This is a genomic window from Flavobacterium quisquiliarum (assembly GCF_019308285.1).
Lineage (GTDB): Bacteria > Bacteroidota > Bacteroidia > Flavobacteriales > Flavobacteriaceae > Flavobacterium > Flavobacterium quisquiliarum.
The window spans coordinates 295135-310326 of sequence record NZ_WWEM01000031.1 but is presented as its reverse complement, the minus strand read 5'-3'; the positions used below and the strand labels follow the sequence as shown (position 1 = coordinate 310326).

At 33.7% G+C, this 15192-nt stretch carries 16 protein-coding genes; 1 reads left to right on the top strand and 15 read right to left on the bottom strand.

The genetic code is table 11. The annotated features are described in order from the left end of the window. Positions 1–42: 42 nt before the first annotated feature. From GSY47_RS13670 to GSY47_RS13605, 14 genes are all read right to left on the bottom strand, one after another. Positions 43–1899 carry a M61 family metallopeptidase gene (locus GSY47_RS13670; RefSeq protein WP_179007316.1) on the bottom strand — a complete coding sequence of 619 codons (1857 nt, stop codon included), beginning with the start codon at positions 1897–1899 and terminating at the stop codon, positions 43–45. A gap of 112 nt (positions 1900–2011) precedes the next feature. Further along, complete coding sequence (locus GSY47_RS13665; RefSeq protein WP_179007319.1) at positions 2012–2290, bottom strand: DUF2805 domain-containing protein; 279 nt, start codon at positions 2288–2290, stop codon at positions 2012–2014. Positions 2291–2411: 121 nt separating this feature from the next. Continuing rightward, positions 2412–3239 carry a sterol desaturase family protein gene (locus GSY47_RS13660; protein WP_179007322.1) on the bottom strand — a complete coding sequence of 276 codons (828 nt, stop codon included), beginning with the start codon at positions 3237–3239 and terminating at the stop codon, positions 2412–2414. 133 nt (positions 3240–3372) lie between these two features. Then, complete coding sequence (gene aqpZ / locus GSY47_RS13655) at positions 3373–4095, bottom strand: aquaporin Z (RefSeq protein ID WP_179007325.1); 723 nt, start codon at positions 4093–4095, stop codon at positions 3373–3375. Positions 4096–4123: 28 nt separating this feature from the next. Beyond that, positions 4124–4480: a DoxX family protein gene (locus GSY47_RS13650; RefSeq protein ID WP_179007327.1), complete on the bottom strand. Its 357-nt coding sequence runs from the start codon at positions 4478–4480 to the stop codon at positions 4124–4126. An 88-nt stretch (positions 4481–4568) separates the two neighbouring features. Next, the gene (locus GSY47_RS13645) at positions 4569–5468 is read right to left on the bottom strand and encodes an EamA family transporter (protein ID WP_179007329.1); all 900 of its coding nucleotides are present in this window, start codon (positions 5466–5468) and stop codon (positions 4569–4571) included. A gap of 210 nt (positions 5469–5678) precedes the next feature. Further along, positions 5679–6815, bottom strand: coding sequence for a peptidylprolyl isomerase (locus tag GSY47_RS13640; RefSeq protein ID WP_179007331.1), 1137 nt, complete (start codon positions 6813–6815; stop codon positions 5679–5681). A 36-nt stretch (positions 6816–6851) separates the two neighbouring features. Continuing rightward, a complete protein-coding gene (locus GSY47_RS13635; RefSeq protein ID WP_179007334.1) occupies positions 6852–7931 on the bottom strand; it encodes a peptidylprolyl isomerase in 1080 nt (359 codons plus the stop codon). A 15-nt stretch (positions 7932–7946) separates the two neighbouring features. Then, positions 7947–8603, bottom strand: coding sequence for a gliding motility-associated peptidyl-prolyl isomerase GldI (gldI, locus tag GSY47_RS13630; protein ID WP_179007337.1), 657 nt, complete (start codon positions 8601–8603; stop codon positions 7947–7949). Between the two features lie 7 nt (positions 8604–8610). Continuing rightward, positions 8611–9618 carry a DHH family phosphoesterase gene (locus tag GSY47_RS13625; protein ID WP_179007340.1) on the bottom strand — a complete coding sequence of 336 codons (1008 nt, stop codon included), beginning with the start codon at positions 9616–9618 and terminating at the stop codon, positions 8611–8613. Between the two features lie 185 nt (positions 9619–9803). Further along, positions 9804–11039: a chloride channel protein gene (locus GSY47_RS13620; RefSeq protein WP_179007343.1), complete on the bottom strand. Its 1236-nt coding sequence runs from the start codon at positions 11037–11039 to the stop codon at positions 9804–9806. 126 nt (positions 11040–11165) lie between these two features. Continuing rightward, positions 11166–11546 carry a RidA family protein gene (locus GSY47_RS13615; RefSeq protein WP_179007347.1) on the bottom strand — a complete coding sequence of 127 codons (381 nt, stop codon included), beginning with the start codon at positions 11544–11546 and terminating at the stop codon, positions 11166–11168. 141 nt (positions 11547–11687) lie between these two features. After that, positions 11688–11993, bottom strand: coding sequence for a chaperone modulator CbpM (locus GSY47_RS13610; protein ID WP_179007350.1), 306 nt, complete (start codon positions 11991–11993; stop codon positions 11688–11690). Further along, a complete protein-coding gene (locus GSY47_RS13605) occupies positions 11983–12903 on the bottom strand; it encodes a DnaJ C-terminal domain-containing protein (RefSeq protein ID WP_179007353.1) in 921 nt (306 codons plus the stop codon). The genes GSY47_RS13610 and GSY47_RS13605 overlap by 11 nt, the downstream gene beginning before the upstream one ends. 286 nt (positions 12904–13189) lie before the next feature. Here GSY47_RS13605 and GSY47_RS13600 point away from each other — a divergent pair, with 286 nt between their 5' ends. Then, on the top strand, positions 13190–13903 hold the full coding sequence (locus GSY47_RS13600) for a hypothetical protein (RefSeq protein WP_179007356.1): 714 nt from the start codon (positions 13190–13192) through the stop codon (positions 13901–13903). Between the two features lie 36 nt (positions 13904–13939). Here GSY47_RS13600 and GSY47_RS13595 read toward each other — a convergent pair whose 3' ends face one another. Further along, the gene (locus tag GSY47_RS13595) at positions 13940–15187 is read right to left on the bottom strand and encodes an MFS transporter (RefSeq protein WP_219071409.1); all 1248 of its coding nucleotides are present in this window, start codon (positions 15185–15187) and stop codon (positions 13940–13942) included. Positions 15188–15192: the final 5 nt, after the last annotated feature.

Genomic DNA, 15192 nt, shown 5'->3' with positions numbered 1-15192 from the left:
CCGACAATCACTTGTCGGTTTTTTTTTATGCTTTAAAAGAAATTATCCTTTTAACCATGCGTTTTTAAGTTTGTCTTTTGAAGCATCAGTTGCTTTAAAAGTTTCAGCTTCTTCGTATGGTAATTTCACAGTTCCTTTAATCGTTTCTTCTTTTGCTCCACGTTTAATTTTTAAAGTGATTGGATCATTTTCTTTCCAGTTTTCACTTTCAGTAATCAAATCATAAATGTTATCCAAATTGTATGATTTGTTGTTTACTGATAAAATTTTATCACCGCCTTTTAAGTTAAGGTTTTTGAAGAATTCAATTGATTCTGATTCTGGACGAACAGCAATTTCTTTTGTCGCTTTGTCGATAGTAATGTTTGGAATTTGTCCTTTAATGAAAGGATTTCCAGTTTTTTTCGTAGTTGTTTTTGTAACACCAACTTTTGCTAAATAGAAATCGTAAGGAATTGGAGTTGTTCCCGCTACATATTTGTTTAAGAATTCACCAACTTCAGGATACGTTAAAGAAGTGATTTTTGCGAAAAGCTCCTCATCGTTAAATGGTTTTTCAACACCATATTCGTTAGATAATTTATGCATCAAATCTAAAATGCCTCTTTCTCCGTTGCTTTTCTCTCTGATGATGATATCAATGCACATTCCGATTAAAGCTCCTTTTTGATATACATTTAAGTACTGATCTTTATAAGGCTGTTCTAATACATTTTTACTCATAACAGTAAATGACATCGTATCATTTAATTGTTTAGCCTGCTCAATTTTATCAGCAATACGAGTGTAGAATTCCGCTTCGTCGATCAAACCTTGGTTGATTTGAAAAAGGTTTGCAAAGTACTCTGTAACTCCTTCGTACATCCATAAATGCTCAGACATTTTTGGTGCATTATAATCAAAAAACTGAATTTCTTTTGAGTGAATAGTCAATGGCGTTACGATATGAAAAAATTCATGAGAAACCACATCTTTCATTGTTTCTACCAATTTTTCTTTAGGCATAGATTCTGGTAAAACTACTGTTGTAGCAGTTGGGTGTTCCAAAGCTCCAAAACCATGTGCATCGTCTTTAGCCATGCTTGATAAATATACTAAAACACTATATTTTTTAGTAGCATTTACTGGGCCTAGGAAGTTTTTCTGAGCAGTCATCATCGTTTTCATTTCTGGCGTGATGCTTTCGGCAGTATATTTTCCTGTTGGAGAATAAACAGCGATAAGGATATCCATTCCATTTACATTAAATGTAGTGTAATCTGGTTTAGCATACATAATTGGATTTTCTACTAAAACCGCATAACGAGGAGTTTTAAATACGTCAGACGTATTGCTTGCATCCTCGTCTGTCATAGAAGTTGCTCCCCAAAGTGTTTCAGGATGTGTAATGGTAACTTTGTAAGGAACATCTAATTTGTCTTGAAAATAACCTACAAAACCATGTGTATTTACCATGAAGTTTTTGCCAGCATCAATGTTTGTTCCCGCAGGAGAGAAAACATCATCGTTTCCAAATCCAGTTCCTTTTTCAGTATCGAATGTATCGTTTACCAAATAAGTGATTTTTTTTAAAGTTTTTGCATTTGAGATTGACCAAGAATTATCATCAATTCTTTTTACGGTAAGTGGATTTCCTTTAGCATCAAAAGCTTTGAAATCTTCAGAGTATTTACCGTAGTTATCTGTCGAATAAGTTCCAGGAACAGTTTTAGGAATACTGTAAACAATTTCGTCTGTTTTAATGGCTGGCGGAGTAACAGTAACTAAAACTTTGTCGTCTTTTACGTCAGTTAAATTAATGTTCACTTCTACTGTATTGCTTTTAGCGGCTCCATTGCTACCGGTTTTACAGCTCCAAAAGGTTACCGCTAGAGCTAAGGTGTAAAGTATTTTCTTCATTTGTCTATGTTTAGTTAATTGTATTTGACACAAAAAGTATCGAAAAGTTACTAAAAAATTACATTAATTTAAAAAATAAAAAAAAGCTCCTGTTTTTCAGGAGCTTTAAATCTTAGTCGAATTTATTTTTTATATAATACTTTCCATCCAAATCTTCATCAAAATCATCTATTTTTATTGGTTTTGGTTTTGGTTTGTTTGCAATTGCCTTCTTTTTCCACATCTCAAATTTTTCAAGAGGCATTTTCTTCTTCATGATTTCCAAGACTTCTTTTTCGGCTAATCCAAATTCTTTTTTTATAATTTCAAATGGATTTCTTTCTTCTAAAGCTAACGAAACAAGTTTTTCAGATTGTTCCGGAGTCAATTCTTTGCGGCTACTCTTTTTCATCTCGTGAAAATTAATTCAAAATAGGGTGTTAATTATTAATAGATTGATTTTCAATTTCTGTATCAATATTAAAAAAAAAAATAATATGTTGGTTCAACAGGGTCTAATTTTTTTACTGATTTTAACTGTTTTTGAAAGATCTTGATTTTTGAAATGGTATTTTTAGCAGATTCTTTAACTCGTTGTTTTCCTCAGGTTTCATGTGGGTATCTACACCGTAAATAAGTTGCTCTTTAGGTAATGATGTAAAAGTTCCAAAAAGCCTGTCCCAAATAGAGAAAATATTTCCATAATTACTGTCCGTATAGGGAACAACATAATGGTGATGTACTTTATGCATATTGGGAGAAACGATGAAATAACTTAGGAATGTGTCTAACTTTTCAGGAAGCGAAATATTAGCATGATTAAATTGTGAAGCTACAACAGATAGAGATTGATACAGAAAAACCATCCACATTGGCGCTCCGATTATTAAAACTCCTAAAGTAGTAAATACAAATCGGATAACACTTTCACCAGGGTGATGTCTATTAGCAGTTGTCGTGTCGATCCAAGTATCTGTATGATGTACTAAGTGAAACTGCCACAGATATTTGAATTTATGTTCTACATAATGCGCCAGATAAGCGCCAATTAAATCAAGAAGTAATAATCCTAATATGGTGTAAAGCCAGATTGGCATTGGAGAGATCCATTGTAAAAGGCCAAAATGGTTTTCGATTGTCCAATTTGCTGTTCTGATTAGAATAAAAGCTAAAATGAAATTGACCACAATAGTCGTGAAGGTAAAAAAGAAATTTATTCCTGCATGCGGCCATTTTTTATACTGCATTCGGAACAGCGGAAAGGAATTTTCAATAAGCCAGAAAATGGTGATGCCACCAACAAGAATCAGGCTTCTGTGCGAAGATGGAATTGTACTGAAGTAAGAAATAATTTCGTTCATATATACTAATGTTTTAGTTGGAACACTATTTTTCTTTTTGATTTTATCCAAAAAAAGAGAAAATCAAATATAAATATATCTGATTTTCTCTTTTAAAATAAATTATACAGTAATTTTTATTATGAATTAATCTTTATAAAACTATTTTTTCGGGTTCTCCTTCTTGCGTTAATAGATTTTTATAAATGAATCCTCCCACGATTGCACCCAAAATTGGCGCGGCCCAAAAAAGCCAGACTTGAGATAATGGTTCGCCTCCCGTAAAAACTGCTTGAGAAAGTGATCTTGCAGGATTTACAGAAGTATTTGTAATTGGAATACTGACTAAATGGATTACAGTCAGTGTTAAACCAATCGCAATACCGCAAAAATTACTATTGGCAAATTTGTCTGTGGCACCAAGAATAATTAAAATAAAGAACAAGGTAAGGACGAATTCTGCAATAAAAGCAGCCTGTAAAGAATAACCGTCGGGAGAAAATGCTCCAAAACCATTTGATGCAAATGCTCCAGCTTTAGTGTTGTCAATTGCAAAACCAGCTTTTCCAGATGCAATAGTATACAATGTACCCGCAGCTGCGATTGCTCCAATACATTGAGCTATTATATACGGAACAAGATCTTTAATTGGAAATTTTCCTCCTGCCCATAATCCAAAAGAAACTGCGGGATTAAAATGTCCTCCAGAAATGTGTCCAACTGCATACGCCATTGCTACTACTGTTAGACCAAAAGCAAGTGCAACACCAGCAAAACCGATTCCTAGTTCTGGATAACCAGCTGCAAAAATGGCACTTCCGCAACCACCAAAAACAAGCCAATAAGTTCCGAAAAACTCTGCAAATAATTTTTTCATAATAAAATAATTTAATGGTTAATGAATGTTAGTAAATATATTGGTAAGCCCAATAAATCAAAACTAATTGTAAAGGTAAACGTACAAATAAAATCCATCTTGGTAGACCAAAACCTGCTTTTTTATTTTGAAGCATATACACATTTGCAGGAAATACAGCTATTAATAAGGCTATAATTCCCCAAGCAGCAAAACTTCTTGTAAAAGGCAGGATTAGGAGGATGCCTAAAATTATTTCGGCAGCACCACTTAAAATATTTATTAATTTGGGGTTCTTAAATGCGGGAGGAATGATTTTAAGATACATTCCAGGTTTTCTAAAATGATTGATTCCTGCCAATATATAAAGCATAGCCATTAAATATAAATGCCAGGGTGAAGTCATGATATCTAATTGTTTATCACGAATTTATAAAAAAAATTAACAATTATTGCATTACAAGAAAGTTTTTTTTGAAAATGCTTATTTTGGGTTATCTTTTTCGCTTGAAATTTACATTCATAATAATTATGGCAAATATAATTAACACAATTCCAATCCATTGAGAAAAGACTACTTTTTCGTTTAGGAGAACAAATGCCATCATAACCGAAACAGGCAATTCTAGAGCAGAAACAATACTTCCTAATCCAATACCAGTTAAAGGAAAACCAAGATTCATTAACATTGGCGGAATAATAGTACCAAATAAGGACAGTACAATTCCCCATTTAAGAAAAATATCAAGATTAAAGGTTGTTTCCTGAGTGGCTAAAGCGAATGAAAATACAATAATTGAACCTCCCAAAAGCATATACAAACTTCTTTGTGCAGATGAAATTTCGGTTGCGACACGATTGGCAGTAAACATAGTGGTGGTGAAAGAAGCAGCAGCTAAGATTCCCCAAACTAAACCGCGCCAATCTAATGAAATATCATTTTTCATAATATTGGTGGCTAAAACGGTTCCGAAAAGCACAATGAATACAGCAATGACCTTTTGCTTTGAAGGCAGTTTTTTTTCTAGAATCATTTCCAATAAAACTCCCATCCAAACGGTCTGCATTAAGAGAACAATTCCGATCGAAACGGGAATATATTTTACAGCTAGATAATAAAATAAGCTTGTCATTCCTAATGAAGTTCCTGCAAGCATTAAACTGAAAATATTTTTTGGAGTAGCTTTTACTGTTTGATTTTTGTTTTTTATTCTTTGAAAAAGATTAATCAAGAGAATACCTGTAATTCCATAAATAAATTGTGAGGTCGTTACTTCTGCAGTTGTGTATCCTTCAGAATAGGCCATTTTTACAAAAGTAGCCAGCATTCCATACGTTGTGGCGCCTAAAGCAACGAAAAACACACCTTTTAATATATTATTTTGTGACGTCATGATTTATTTGATTTAAAAAAATTAAGCCGGCAAAGGTAAGTCATTTTGTTTAGGATTTTATCGTACTATGTTGATAATAATATTTTATTAGTAATAAAATTGAATATAAAAGCATTGAATTATGAATTCTCTAAAATACAAAAGCCATCAAATTTATTTTTTGATGGCTTTATATTTTACAAAGAATTAAAATTTCTTTTGGCTAAGTTATTAAGGCTGATTTTGATACGTTTCAATTTCAAAAATTAGAGTTGCATTTGGTGGAATTACACCACCAGCGCCTTTTTCACCATAAGCTAAATTTGAAGGAAGGAAGAAAATTGCTTTTTCTCCATCTGTCATCATATCTAGCGCTTCAATAAAACCAGGAATCATACCGTCTTTTTTTCCAACGGCAAAAGGAAAGGCTTTGTAACCGCCAGCATTATCTCTGTTAGCGTCATATTTTCCGTATGCTTTTGCTACTTCAGCCATGCTGCTGTCGAACAAATTACCATCTTCAAAATATCCAGCATAGTGGAAATAAATAGTTGATCCTTCAGCGCCTTTGACGCCAGTTCCTTTTTTTGTAATTACATATTTTAAACCAGAGGCAGTTGTAGTTGCTTTTGCTTTTGTGTCTTTAAAATAGGCAGCTTTTGCAGTAACTACTTTTTTAGCTTCCTCTTTCTTTAATTCTCCTTGTTTCATTTCATCGCTAAAAACTTTTACAGCATCAAATTTCTTTGCAGCTGCGCCTTTTCGTGTAATAGTAATTTTAGTCATGATATCATCCTGAACAATTTTATTTACATTGTCCATTCCAGAAACTACATGTCCAAAAATAGTATGTTTTCCGTTTAACCAAGGAGTATCTTTATGAGTAATGAAAAACTGGCTTCCGTTTGTAGCAGGACCAGAATTAGCCATTGCTAAAACACCACCTTTTTCAAATCTTAATTCGTCTACAAATTCATCTTTAAATGAATATCCAGGATCTCCAGCTCCGGTTCCTTGCGGATCTCCACCCTGAATCATGAAATCGTTGATTACTCTATGGAATTTTAAACCGTCATAAAATGGTTTTCCTTTTAAACGTTCTACCTTTACATAAGGGTTTTTTCCTTCAGCCAAAGTGATGAAGTTCGCAACCGTAACGGGCGCTTTCGTATATTCTAAAGAAACGACAATATCTCCTTTTGAAGTTGAAATCGTTGCAAAGATCCCATCGCCTGGATTTGTACTTGGTTTTGTGGCTGGTTTTGCAGTTGTAGTTGTTTTGGCAGCTGGTTTTGTAGCTGGTTTTTTTGTTTGTGCCTGAATGTTTACTACTGCTAAGCAGAATAAAAATAAGAATTTAAATTTCATTACTTTTCAAATTTAAGTATATGATTATTGACTTTTTTATGGTTTCTCCAATAATTGAACTTCGAAAATGATATTAGCATTTGGTGGAATTACACCTCCTCCAGCACCAGTTTCTCCATAAGCTAAATGACTTGGAATGAAAAGAATTGCTTTATCTCCAAAAGAAAGTTGTTCAAGACCTTCGATAAATCCTGGAATTAAACCAGTTTTGCTTCCAGCAGTAAATGGAATTGGGCTATATGCTTTTGCTTCTGCTCTTGCAGGATCAAATTTGCCAAATTGTTTTGCAATATCTTCAATGCTAGTGTCGAATAAAGTTCCGTCTTCAAGGAAGCCGGCATAAGCTACATATACTTGCTTTCCAGTGGCAGGTTTTGCACCAGAACCTTTTTCTGTAATTACATACTCTAAACCGCTTGCTGTTTTAGTTGCTTTTGCTTTAGAAGCAGCATAATAAGCTACTTTTTCTTTTTGAACCGCTGCGTATTTGCTTTGTTCTTTAGCAATGTCAACGAAGTAATCATGAAATACTTTTACAGCATCGAATTTTTTTGCAGCTTCTCCATTTCTAATAATAGTTACAGCGATAATATTATCGCCTTGAACTACTTTGTTTACTACATCTTGTGTTTTTTGATCTACTACATGACCAAAAATAGTGTGTTTGTTATCTAACCAAGGCGTTTCAACATGTGTAATAAAAAATTGGCTGCTGTTTGTTCCAGGACCATTGTTTGCCATTGCCAAAACACCAGCTTTGTCAAATTTTAAATCTGAAAATTCATCTTTAAATTTATAACCTGTATCTCCAGAACCAGTTCCTAATGGATCACCTGTTTGAATCATGAAATTTTCAATAACTCTATGGAATTTTAAACCATCAAAAAACGGTTTCTTTTTTAGGTTTTCGTGTGTTACAAATTCGTTTTTACCTTCAGCCAGAGTTACAAAGTTGGCTACAGTAATGGGAGCTTTTTTATAATCTAATTCTACAATGATATGACCTTTGTTTGTTTCGATGTCAGCATATAAACCATCAGGAAGATTGCTGTGATCGTCTTTACAAGAATAAAATGAGCTAACGGCTATTAGTAATAATAAAATACTCTTTTTCATTTTAAGATATTGTTTTTATTGAGTTAATGTGTCTTTTTTTGCTTGAGCTGCAGGTTTTGGTGCTGCAGGTTTTGGAGTAGCTGCTTTTGTAGTCTGATTTCCAGTTGCGGTTGTCTGAGCTGCTGGATCTGGGACAAAATTTCTAAGCGTAACCGTAACGATTAAGGATTCGTTTGTGCCAATTTTTTTGTTGTCCCCATGATAGCCGTAAGCGCTGTGTGATGGAAATAAAAAGGTTACAGTCTCGTTTTTATGCATTCTTTTGATTCCGTCACGAAGTCCCATCATGATATCTTGTTTGTCTACATAATAAGTTTGCGGACCAAGATCAGAATCAGAATAAATGATATTCCCTTTTATATCTTTTACTTCCATATTAAAGTAAGCAATATCACCTTTTCTTGGTGCAGCAGTTTCCGTTTCGTTTCTTTCTTCGTAATTAAACCAATACCCTTTTGGAGTGGCATAGTATTTTACTTTCGGATTGCTTTTGATGATTTTTTTGATGACATCTTCTTCGCTGGCCACTAGTTTTTTGTTGCGGTCAGCAGATTTTTTCATGAATGTTCCCGAAGCTCTTGAAATAGGTCTTCTGGCTTCCTCAGGATGCTTACAGCTGATGAGCAGAACAGCAAATAGTAAGCTGTAAATAGTAAGTTTTAGGTTGTTCATGATAGGGCTATAATTTTAGTTTTGTTACTAAATCTTCAAATTTCTTTACTGTTTCTTCCATCGAAGTTTCAGATCTTCCACCTGCTGCATTGCTGTGGCCTCCGCCATTAAAATGGTCTCTGGCAAACTGATTAACGTCAAAACCGCCTTGTGAACGGAATGAAATCTTGATAATTCCTTCGTCTTTATTTTCGATAAAAATAGCAGTAAAAACAATATCTTTTATACTTAAACCATAATTAACAATTCCTTCTGTATCTCCTTTAACATAATTAAAAGAATCCAGTTCTTCTTGTGTAAGTGTTGTATAAGAAGTTTTATGCTCTTCAAAAATCTTCATGTTTTGCAAAGCTCGGCCTAATAACTGTAATCTGCTGAAAGAGCTGTTGTCAAATAATAACACTGGAATCTGAGTATTTTCGACTCCAAGATCGATCAATTCGGCAATAATTCTATGTGTATTTCCTGTTGTTCCAGGAAAACGGAACGAGCCCGAATCAGTTAGGATTCCAGTATAAATACAAGTTGCGATTGTTTTATCTATATCCTCTTTTTTATTCAAGAAACTGATAAAGTTGTAAACCATCTCACAGGTTGATCCAAATGAAGTATCTGAATACGTGTAAGCTGCATAATCATCAGGTTTTTGATGATGATCAATCATTATAAACGGCGCTGTAAGCTTTTTTAGTGTGTGCTCCATCATTTCGCCCGTGCGATGAAATGCATTAAAATCAAGAGTGAAAATTAATTCTGCTTCTTCCAAAATCTTGGTGCAGTTTTCATTGTCTTTTTCAAATATTTTAACTGTTTCAGATCCTGGAAGCCAAGCTAAAAAGTTAGGGAAATCATTCGGCGCCATAACAGTTGCCTGATGATTGTTTTTTATTAAAAAATGGTATAATCCTAATGTAGAGCCCATTGCATCGCCATCAGGTCCTCTGTGCGGAATGATAACAATTTTTTTTGGGGTTGCGAGTAATTCTTGAATCGCTTGAATGTCTTGTATTTTCATAGTGTGCGAATTTACATTTTTTTAATGTAATGCTGAAAATATTTTTAGTAATCAGTCGCAGTGTTCAGTCTCAGTCACAGTTTTCAGTCTCAGTCCATTCGTCTTCTTGTTTTTGTTTCAGTTTTCGACGCTTTATTTGCGAAAGTATAGACTGTGACCGAAAACTGCGACTGGGACTAAATATTTTAAAGAAATCTCTGATATAACTTATATTTCGCACCTTTTACAATCTGAGATTTATAAATGCCTACAGAACCAGAAGAAAAATAAGCAATTACACATCCAATAGCAATGAATAATCCTGGAGTAATTCCAAATAATTCCATTCCCATAATGGTGCATGCAATAGGAGTGTGGGTTGCGCCAGAGAAAACAGCAACAAATCCGATTCCTGCTAAAAGTGCAATCGGCATCGGAATCACAATAGATAAAGCACTTCCCAAAGTTGCTCCAACAAAGAATAATGGAGTTACTTCTCCGCCTTTAAAGCCGGCTCCTAAAGTGAATCCGGTAAATAAGATTTTTAATAGAAAATCATACCATTCGTTTGGATTGGAAAAAGAATCAACAATTACAGGAACTCCTAATCCAGAGAATTTTGTGAATCCAAGTCCTGCAATAGCTATGGCTAAAATGATCCCTCCAATTACAGGACGAAGCGGTGGATATTTAATGTTTTTAGAAAAAATAGAACCCCAAAAATGAGTGCTTCTTGAGAATAATAAGGCAGCGAATCCAGATAAAATTCCAACAATGAGTGTAAAAAGGATATTGTTTAAAGTAAATTCAGGAACATCAGGAATACTGTAGTGTGTATGTTTTATTTCCCAAAATTCTACTGTGAAATAAGCAACGTAGGCAACTAAGAATGAAAGTAAAATGCTTTTAAAATTGATTTTACTAAAATATAAAACCTCCAGAGCAAAGATAGCGCCCGCTAAAGGTGTTCCAAAAACAGAAGCAAAACCCGCGCTGATTCCGAGAATAATTAAAATTTTACGTTCTGAATTATCGAGTTTGAAGAATTTTGTGAATTGATCGGCAATTGCACCTCCCATTTGGACAGCAGTTCCTTCTCGTCCAGCAGAACCTCCAAATAAATGTGTAAGTAAAGTTCCTAAAAGTACTAAAGGAGCCATTTTGAACGGAATAACTTTTTTGGGAGATTCGTATTCTTCCAAAAGTAAATTGTTTCCTTTTATGACTGATTCTCCCCAATAATAATAACTCGCTCCAACCAGAAATCCGCCGATAGGCAAAAGCCATATAATCCAGTCGTGATGAATTCTAAACTGCGTTACCCATTCTAAAGAAACTAGGAAAAAAGCAGAAGCAGATCCTGAAAATATACCAATTAAAGCACAGATAATAATCCATTTTGGAAGAGAAAGCAGGAATTGTTTTGAGTTTTGGGAAGTCATTTTAGATTTTGAGTATATTTTTTTGCCACGAATTACTTCGTCTATTCGCTGTCGCTCGAGTCACAAATTTAAAGAATTGAATTCTTTTAGTGCTAAATAATTCGTGAAATTCGTGGCAGAAAAAAATTATACTACAGCAGTAAATTCGATTTCAACCAAATATTCTGGTGCAACTAATTTACTGATTCCGTAAAATCCTGTAGTTGGTTTTACATCTTTAAAGAAGGCAGAGTGTGCTCTGGCAACTTCTTCAAAAGTAGAAACGTCTGTAGTGAAAATTCTTGTTCTAATGACATCTTTCATACTTACATTTAAATCTTCCAGAACTTTTTCAACTCGCTCTAAAATATTATAAGTTTGAGCATAAGCATCATTAGCTTTTACTTTTTCTCCGTCGACAATAGCTACGGTCCCAGAAACTTCAATAATATTTCCGATTCTAACCGCACGACAATACCCCATTTTGTCTTCCCACGGAGATCCAGTTAAAATGTTTTCTCTTTTCATTTTTTATGTTTTATGAATTTGTCTTAAAAGCAAATTCAGGTTAATTAAAGTTGCCGCAATTTAAGAATTATGGTTTTGAAAGGGATTAAAAAAAGCTTGAAATCAAAACGGAAATCAAGCTATTTTGTGATATTTCAATTGTTATTCGCTTTGTCTTTCTTCATAAATACGAAGCTTATTTTGTACCATATTTAAATTTTGCTGTAAGGTCTCGATTTTATTTAATAAATGTGCAATAGCGTCGATTCCTTCCAGATTAATTTTAAGGTCATAATGCATTCGGATCATTTTTTCTATTGTTGGAAGTTGTTCTGGCTCCAGATATTCGTCATTTTCTTCTGTAATAATATGAATGAGTCCATAATTATTGAGTTCGGTTATAAAAGTATTTTCAATTTCATGGTAAATACAAAACTGTTTTATCTGGATTAAATTTTTATTTTTCATGACTTCTGAGTTTTGCTAATTCTTCAAATAATTCTTTTTCTTTATCCGACAATTTTGTTGGAAGTGTTATGGTATAAGTAATGTACAAATCACCAAATTGATTTTCTTTTTTATAAACTGGAAAACCTTTTCCTTTCAGTTTTACTTTCGTACCGGGCTGTGTTTCTGCGGGAACTTTAATTTTTACTTTTCCATCAAAAGTATTGATATACGTTTCACCTCCTAAAATCGCTGTATACAAGTCAAGTGGTGCTTCGGCATATAGGTTATTGCCCTCACGTTTGAAATCAGAATTATTTGCAATTAAAAAAGTGATATATAAATCACCATTTGGACCTCCGTTTACTCCAGGTCCACCGTGATTTGGGATTTTAATAATCTGTCCGTTTTCAACACCTGCTGGAATCGTAATTCTAATGTTTTTTCCGTTTACCGTTAAGTTTTGTTTGTGTGTGGTGTAAGCTGCTTTTAAATCCAATTCTAATTCGGCATTAAAATCCTGTCCTCTGTATTTTGACTGCGATCTGCTTCTGCCTCCTCCATACATGGAATTGAAGAAGTCAGAAAAATCACTTCCTGAGAAATCGCCTCCTTCAAAACCAGAAAAACCTTGCCCGCCGTTACTTTGCTGTCTAGAATATTGTTGTTGATTTGGATCATAACCAGCCTTTTCAAATTCATCAGCATGTTTCCAGTCCTTTCCATATTTGTCATATTTTTTTCGGTTTTCAGGATTGCTTAGAACTTCATTAGCTTCATTAATTTCTTTGAATTTTTTTTCAGCTTCTTTATCATTTGGGTTCAGATCAGGATGATATTTTCGAGCCAGTTTTCTGTATGCTTTTTTTATATCTGCTTCGGTTGCAGATTTTGTAACATCTAATACTTTGTAATAATCAATATAATCCATTTTCTTGAGGTTTTATAAATGGTAAAATAAAGTCTTGAAGTTAAGAATAAGTTGTTAATTATCAAAATGCTGAATGCTTTTATAAAGGTAGTTTTTGGAATTTAGCATTTTAAAATCTAGGATATTATTTTTACAAAGCAAAAAATCTTGGCAGGTTTTTTGATTCCAAAAATTAGCTTAATTTAATGTTATAAAAGTCCTAAAGTTGCAGTGCCTAACTAAATTGTTTTATTTTTGTGATGCTGGACTATTAATTATAAAAGCCGATTCGATAAAAACGTATTCAATGAAGCATATTTTATTTTTCATATTATTTTTTACTGCATTGTCAGTATCAGCCCAAGGTGAGTTTAATTCTAAATTCAAGGCTATTCCAGCTCCAAAGTTTAGTGCAAAACCTAAAAAAACTCCAATTCCTGAGGTCAAAGATCCGCAGGCAGAATTAAATGATATTCCAGCTATTAAAACGCCAAATGTTTTTGAAAACACCACTATAACTCCAAAGTCGAAATTTCAGATTGGAGAAGAAAAAAGTAAATTTACGATGTCTACCGAAACCGATTTTGCTAATCCTGGAGATCGTTATGTAGCAAAAATGGAGAAAGATTTGGATAAAGCTTTAAAAGATGCTGGATTAAGAGAAGGCAGAGGAGTTTTAGTCAAGAAAAATATTTCACTTGGAAATTTTAAAACTCAATCGGAATATTTTATAGTAAAATTTCGTGACTTTGGAGCAATTGATGGAGATTTAGTGAAAGTGTCTTCAAATGATTATGTAATCCGTGATAAAATTTTATTGGATGCTAATTTCCAGCAAGTAAAAATTAATTTAGTGCAAGGCTTTAATAAACTCGATTTCGAAGCTTTAAATATAGGAACACTTGGAGGTAATACAGCAGAAATTCAAGTGTTTGATGATAAGGGATACATGGTGACAAGCGATTATTGGGATAATCTTGCAGCTGGATTTAAAGCTTCGATAGTTGTTACAAAAGAATAAGATAAGATCAATAAATATTGATCTCATCTTATTGAGTTAAACACTAATTTTATCTGGCTTTTTCGCTTCTCCTGTTTCTTTCAGTAGAAAACTTATTAAAATAGCTATTGTGATTCCAACAATCCAAAAAAGACCAGCTTGTTGAAAATGATTTGTTTTATCTATTGTGCTATGTAGTGTTTTACCGAATAAATGACTGAATAGAGGACTTAAAAGTGTTGTTACTCCAAAAGTTATAAAATTAATAGCTCCAGTAGCACTTCCTTTTACATTATCAGGATTAGCTTCTTTAATTATGGAATAAGGAATCATGGCAGCTCCAGATGCTAAACCTAATAAAAACATGCTGTATTTAGCTGGAAATATATTTGGAAAATATAGCAGCTGTAATAAGGCGAGAATCATCATTAAAGCGCCAAATACTAAGACAGGTTTTCGTTTGTTTATCTTATCAGTAATATATCCTAATAACGGACACCCAAATACCCAGCCAAAAGCGACCATTGCGCTCGAAATTGTAGCGGTATGAAAGTCAAACGTACGGTCTTTCTGGAAAAAATCAACTGCCCATGTCATCGCGAATATAGTTGTTGGGGCAAACAAAAGTCCCGAAATAATACCACAAAACCAAGATTGCGGATTGCTAAAAACAATTTTATACGGTTCTAGCAGACTCTGTTTCTTTGCTGTATTTTTATCTACCGCATTTGCAGGAGTTATGAACCAAAGTCCAAAAGCGACAATGATCGTAAAAATTCCACTGAAGAGCCAAAAGTTATTGATATTCATACCTTCTTCGATCAAAGGGCCTACAACAAATTGTCCTGCCGATCCTCCAAGCATCCCGAGACATTGTGTAAAACCAATTGCAGTGGCAAGTGATTTTGAAGAGAATCCTTTACTGGCAAGATATACGCAGCCTGGAAAAGCAAAAGCACATCCAGCACCTTGAAATAACCGACCAGTAACACCACTAAACTGATTAGAAATCATAAATAGCAAGCAGCCAATTCCTAAAATGAATGCTCCAGCAAAGAGAGAATATTTTGCTCCAAATCGATCCAAAGCGATCCCGGCTATTAAACTGCAGGTCGAATAAGTATAATAATAGGTTCCAATGATTTCTACTAACCTGATTTCATTAACAGAAAAACTCTGCGAAAGTTCTGGAAACATGACTGCCGGAGCAGATCGTATTACATAATCTAAAAAATAGAAAATCAAACCAAATATCCATGCAATTACATAGTATTTGGTGTACGATTTTGTGGTATTTATATCCATAGTTT

Bases quoted from the DNA above. Each gene is read 5' to 3' on its own strand.
- GSY47_RS13620 (WP_179007343.1), bottom strand. From the start codon at position 11,039: ATGACTTCCCAAAACTCAAAACAATTCCTGCTTTCTCTTCCAAAATGG.
- GSY47_RS13640 (WP_179007331.1), bottom strand. From the start codon at position 6,815: ATGAAATTTAAATTCTTATTTTTATTCTGCTTAGCAGTAGTAAACATT.
- GSY47_RS13660 (WP_179007322.1), bottom strand. From the start codon at position 3,239: ATGAACGAAATTATTTCTTACTTCAGTACAATTCCATCTTCGCACAGA.
- GSY47_RS13645 (WP_179007329.1), bottom strand. From the start codon at position 5,468: ATGACGTCACAAAATAATATATTAAAAGGTGTGTTTTTCGTTGCTTTA.
- GSY47_RS13625 (WP_179007340.1), bottom strand. From the start codon at position 9,618: ATGAAAATACAAGACATTCAAGCGATTCAAGAATTACTCGCAACCCCA.
- GSY47_RS13605 (WP_179007353.1), bottom strand. From the start codon at position 12,903: ATGGATTATATTGATTATTACAAAGTATTAGATGTTACAAAATCTGCA.
- GSY47_RS13610 (WP_179007350.1), bottom strand. From the start codon at position 11,993: ATGAAAAATAAAAATTTAATCCAGATAAAACAGTTTTGTATTTACCAT.
- GSY47_RS13670 (WP_179007316.1), bottom strand. From the start codon at position 1,899: ATGAAGAAAATACTTTACACCTTAGCTCTAGCGGTAACCTTTTGGAGC.
- aqpZ (WP_179007325.1), bottom strand. From the start codon at position 4,095: ATGAAAAAATTATTTGCAGAGTTTTTCGGAACTTATTGGCTTGTTTTT.
- GSY47_RS13595 (WP_219071409.1), bottom strand. From the start codon at position 15,187: ATGGATATAAATACCACAAAATCGTACACCAAATACTATGTAATTGCA.
- GSY47_RS13665 (WP_179007319.1), bottom strand. From the start codon at position 2,290: ATGAAAAAGAGTAGCCGCAAAGAATTGACTCCGGAACAATCTGAAAAA.
- GSY47_RS13600 (WP_179007356.1), top strand. From the start codon at position 13,190: ATGAAGCATATTTTATTTTTCATATTATTTTTTACTGCATTGTCAGTA.
- GSY47_RS13650 (WP_179007327.1), bottom strand. From the start codon at position 4,480: ATGACTTCACCCTGGCATTTATATTTAATGGCTATGCTTTATATATTG.
- gldI (WP_179007337.1), bottom strand. From the start codon at position 8,603: ATGAACAACCTAAAACTTACTATTTACAGCTTACTATTTGCTGTTCTG.
- GSY47_RS13635 (WP_179007334.1), bottom strand. From the start codon at position 7,931: ATGAAAAAGAGTATTTTATTATTACTAATAGCCGTTAGCTCATTTTAT.
- GSY47_RS13615 (WP_179007347.1), bottom strand. From the start codon at position 11,546: ATGAAAAGAGAAAACATTTTAACTGGATCTCCGTGGGAAGACAAAATG.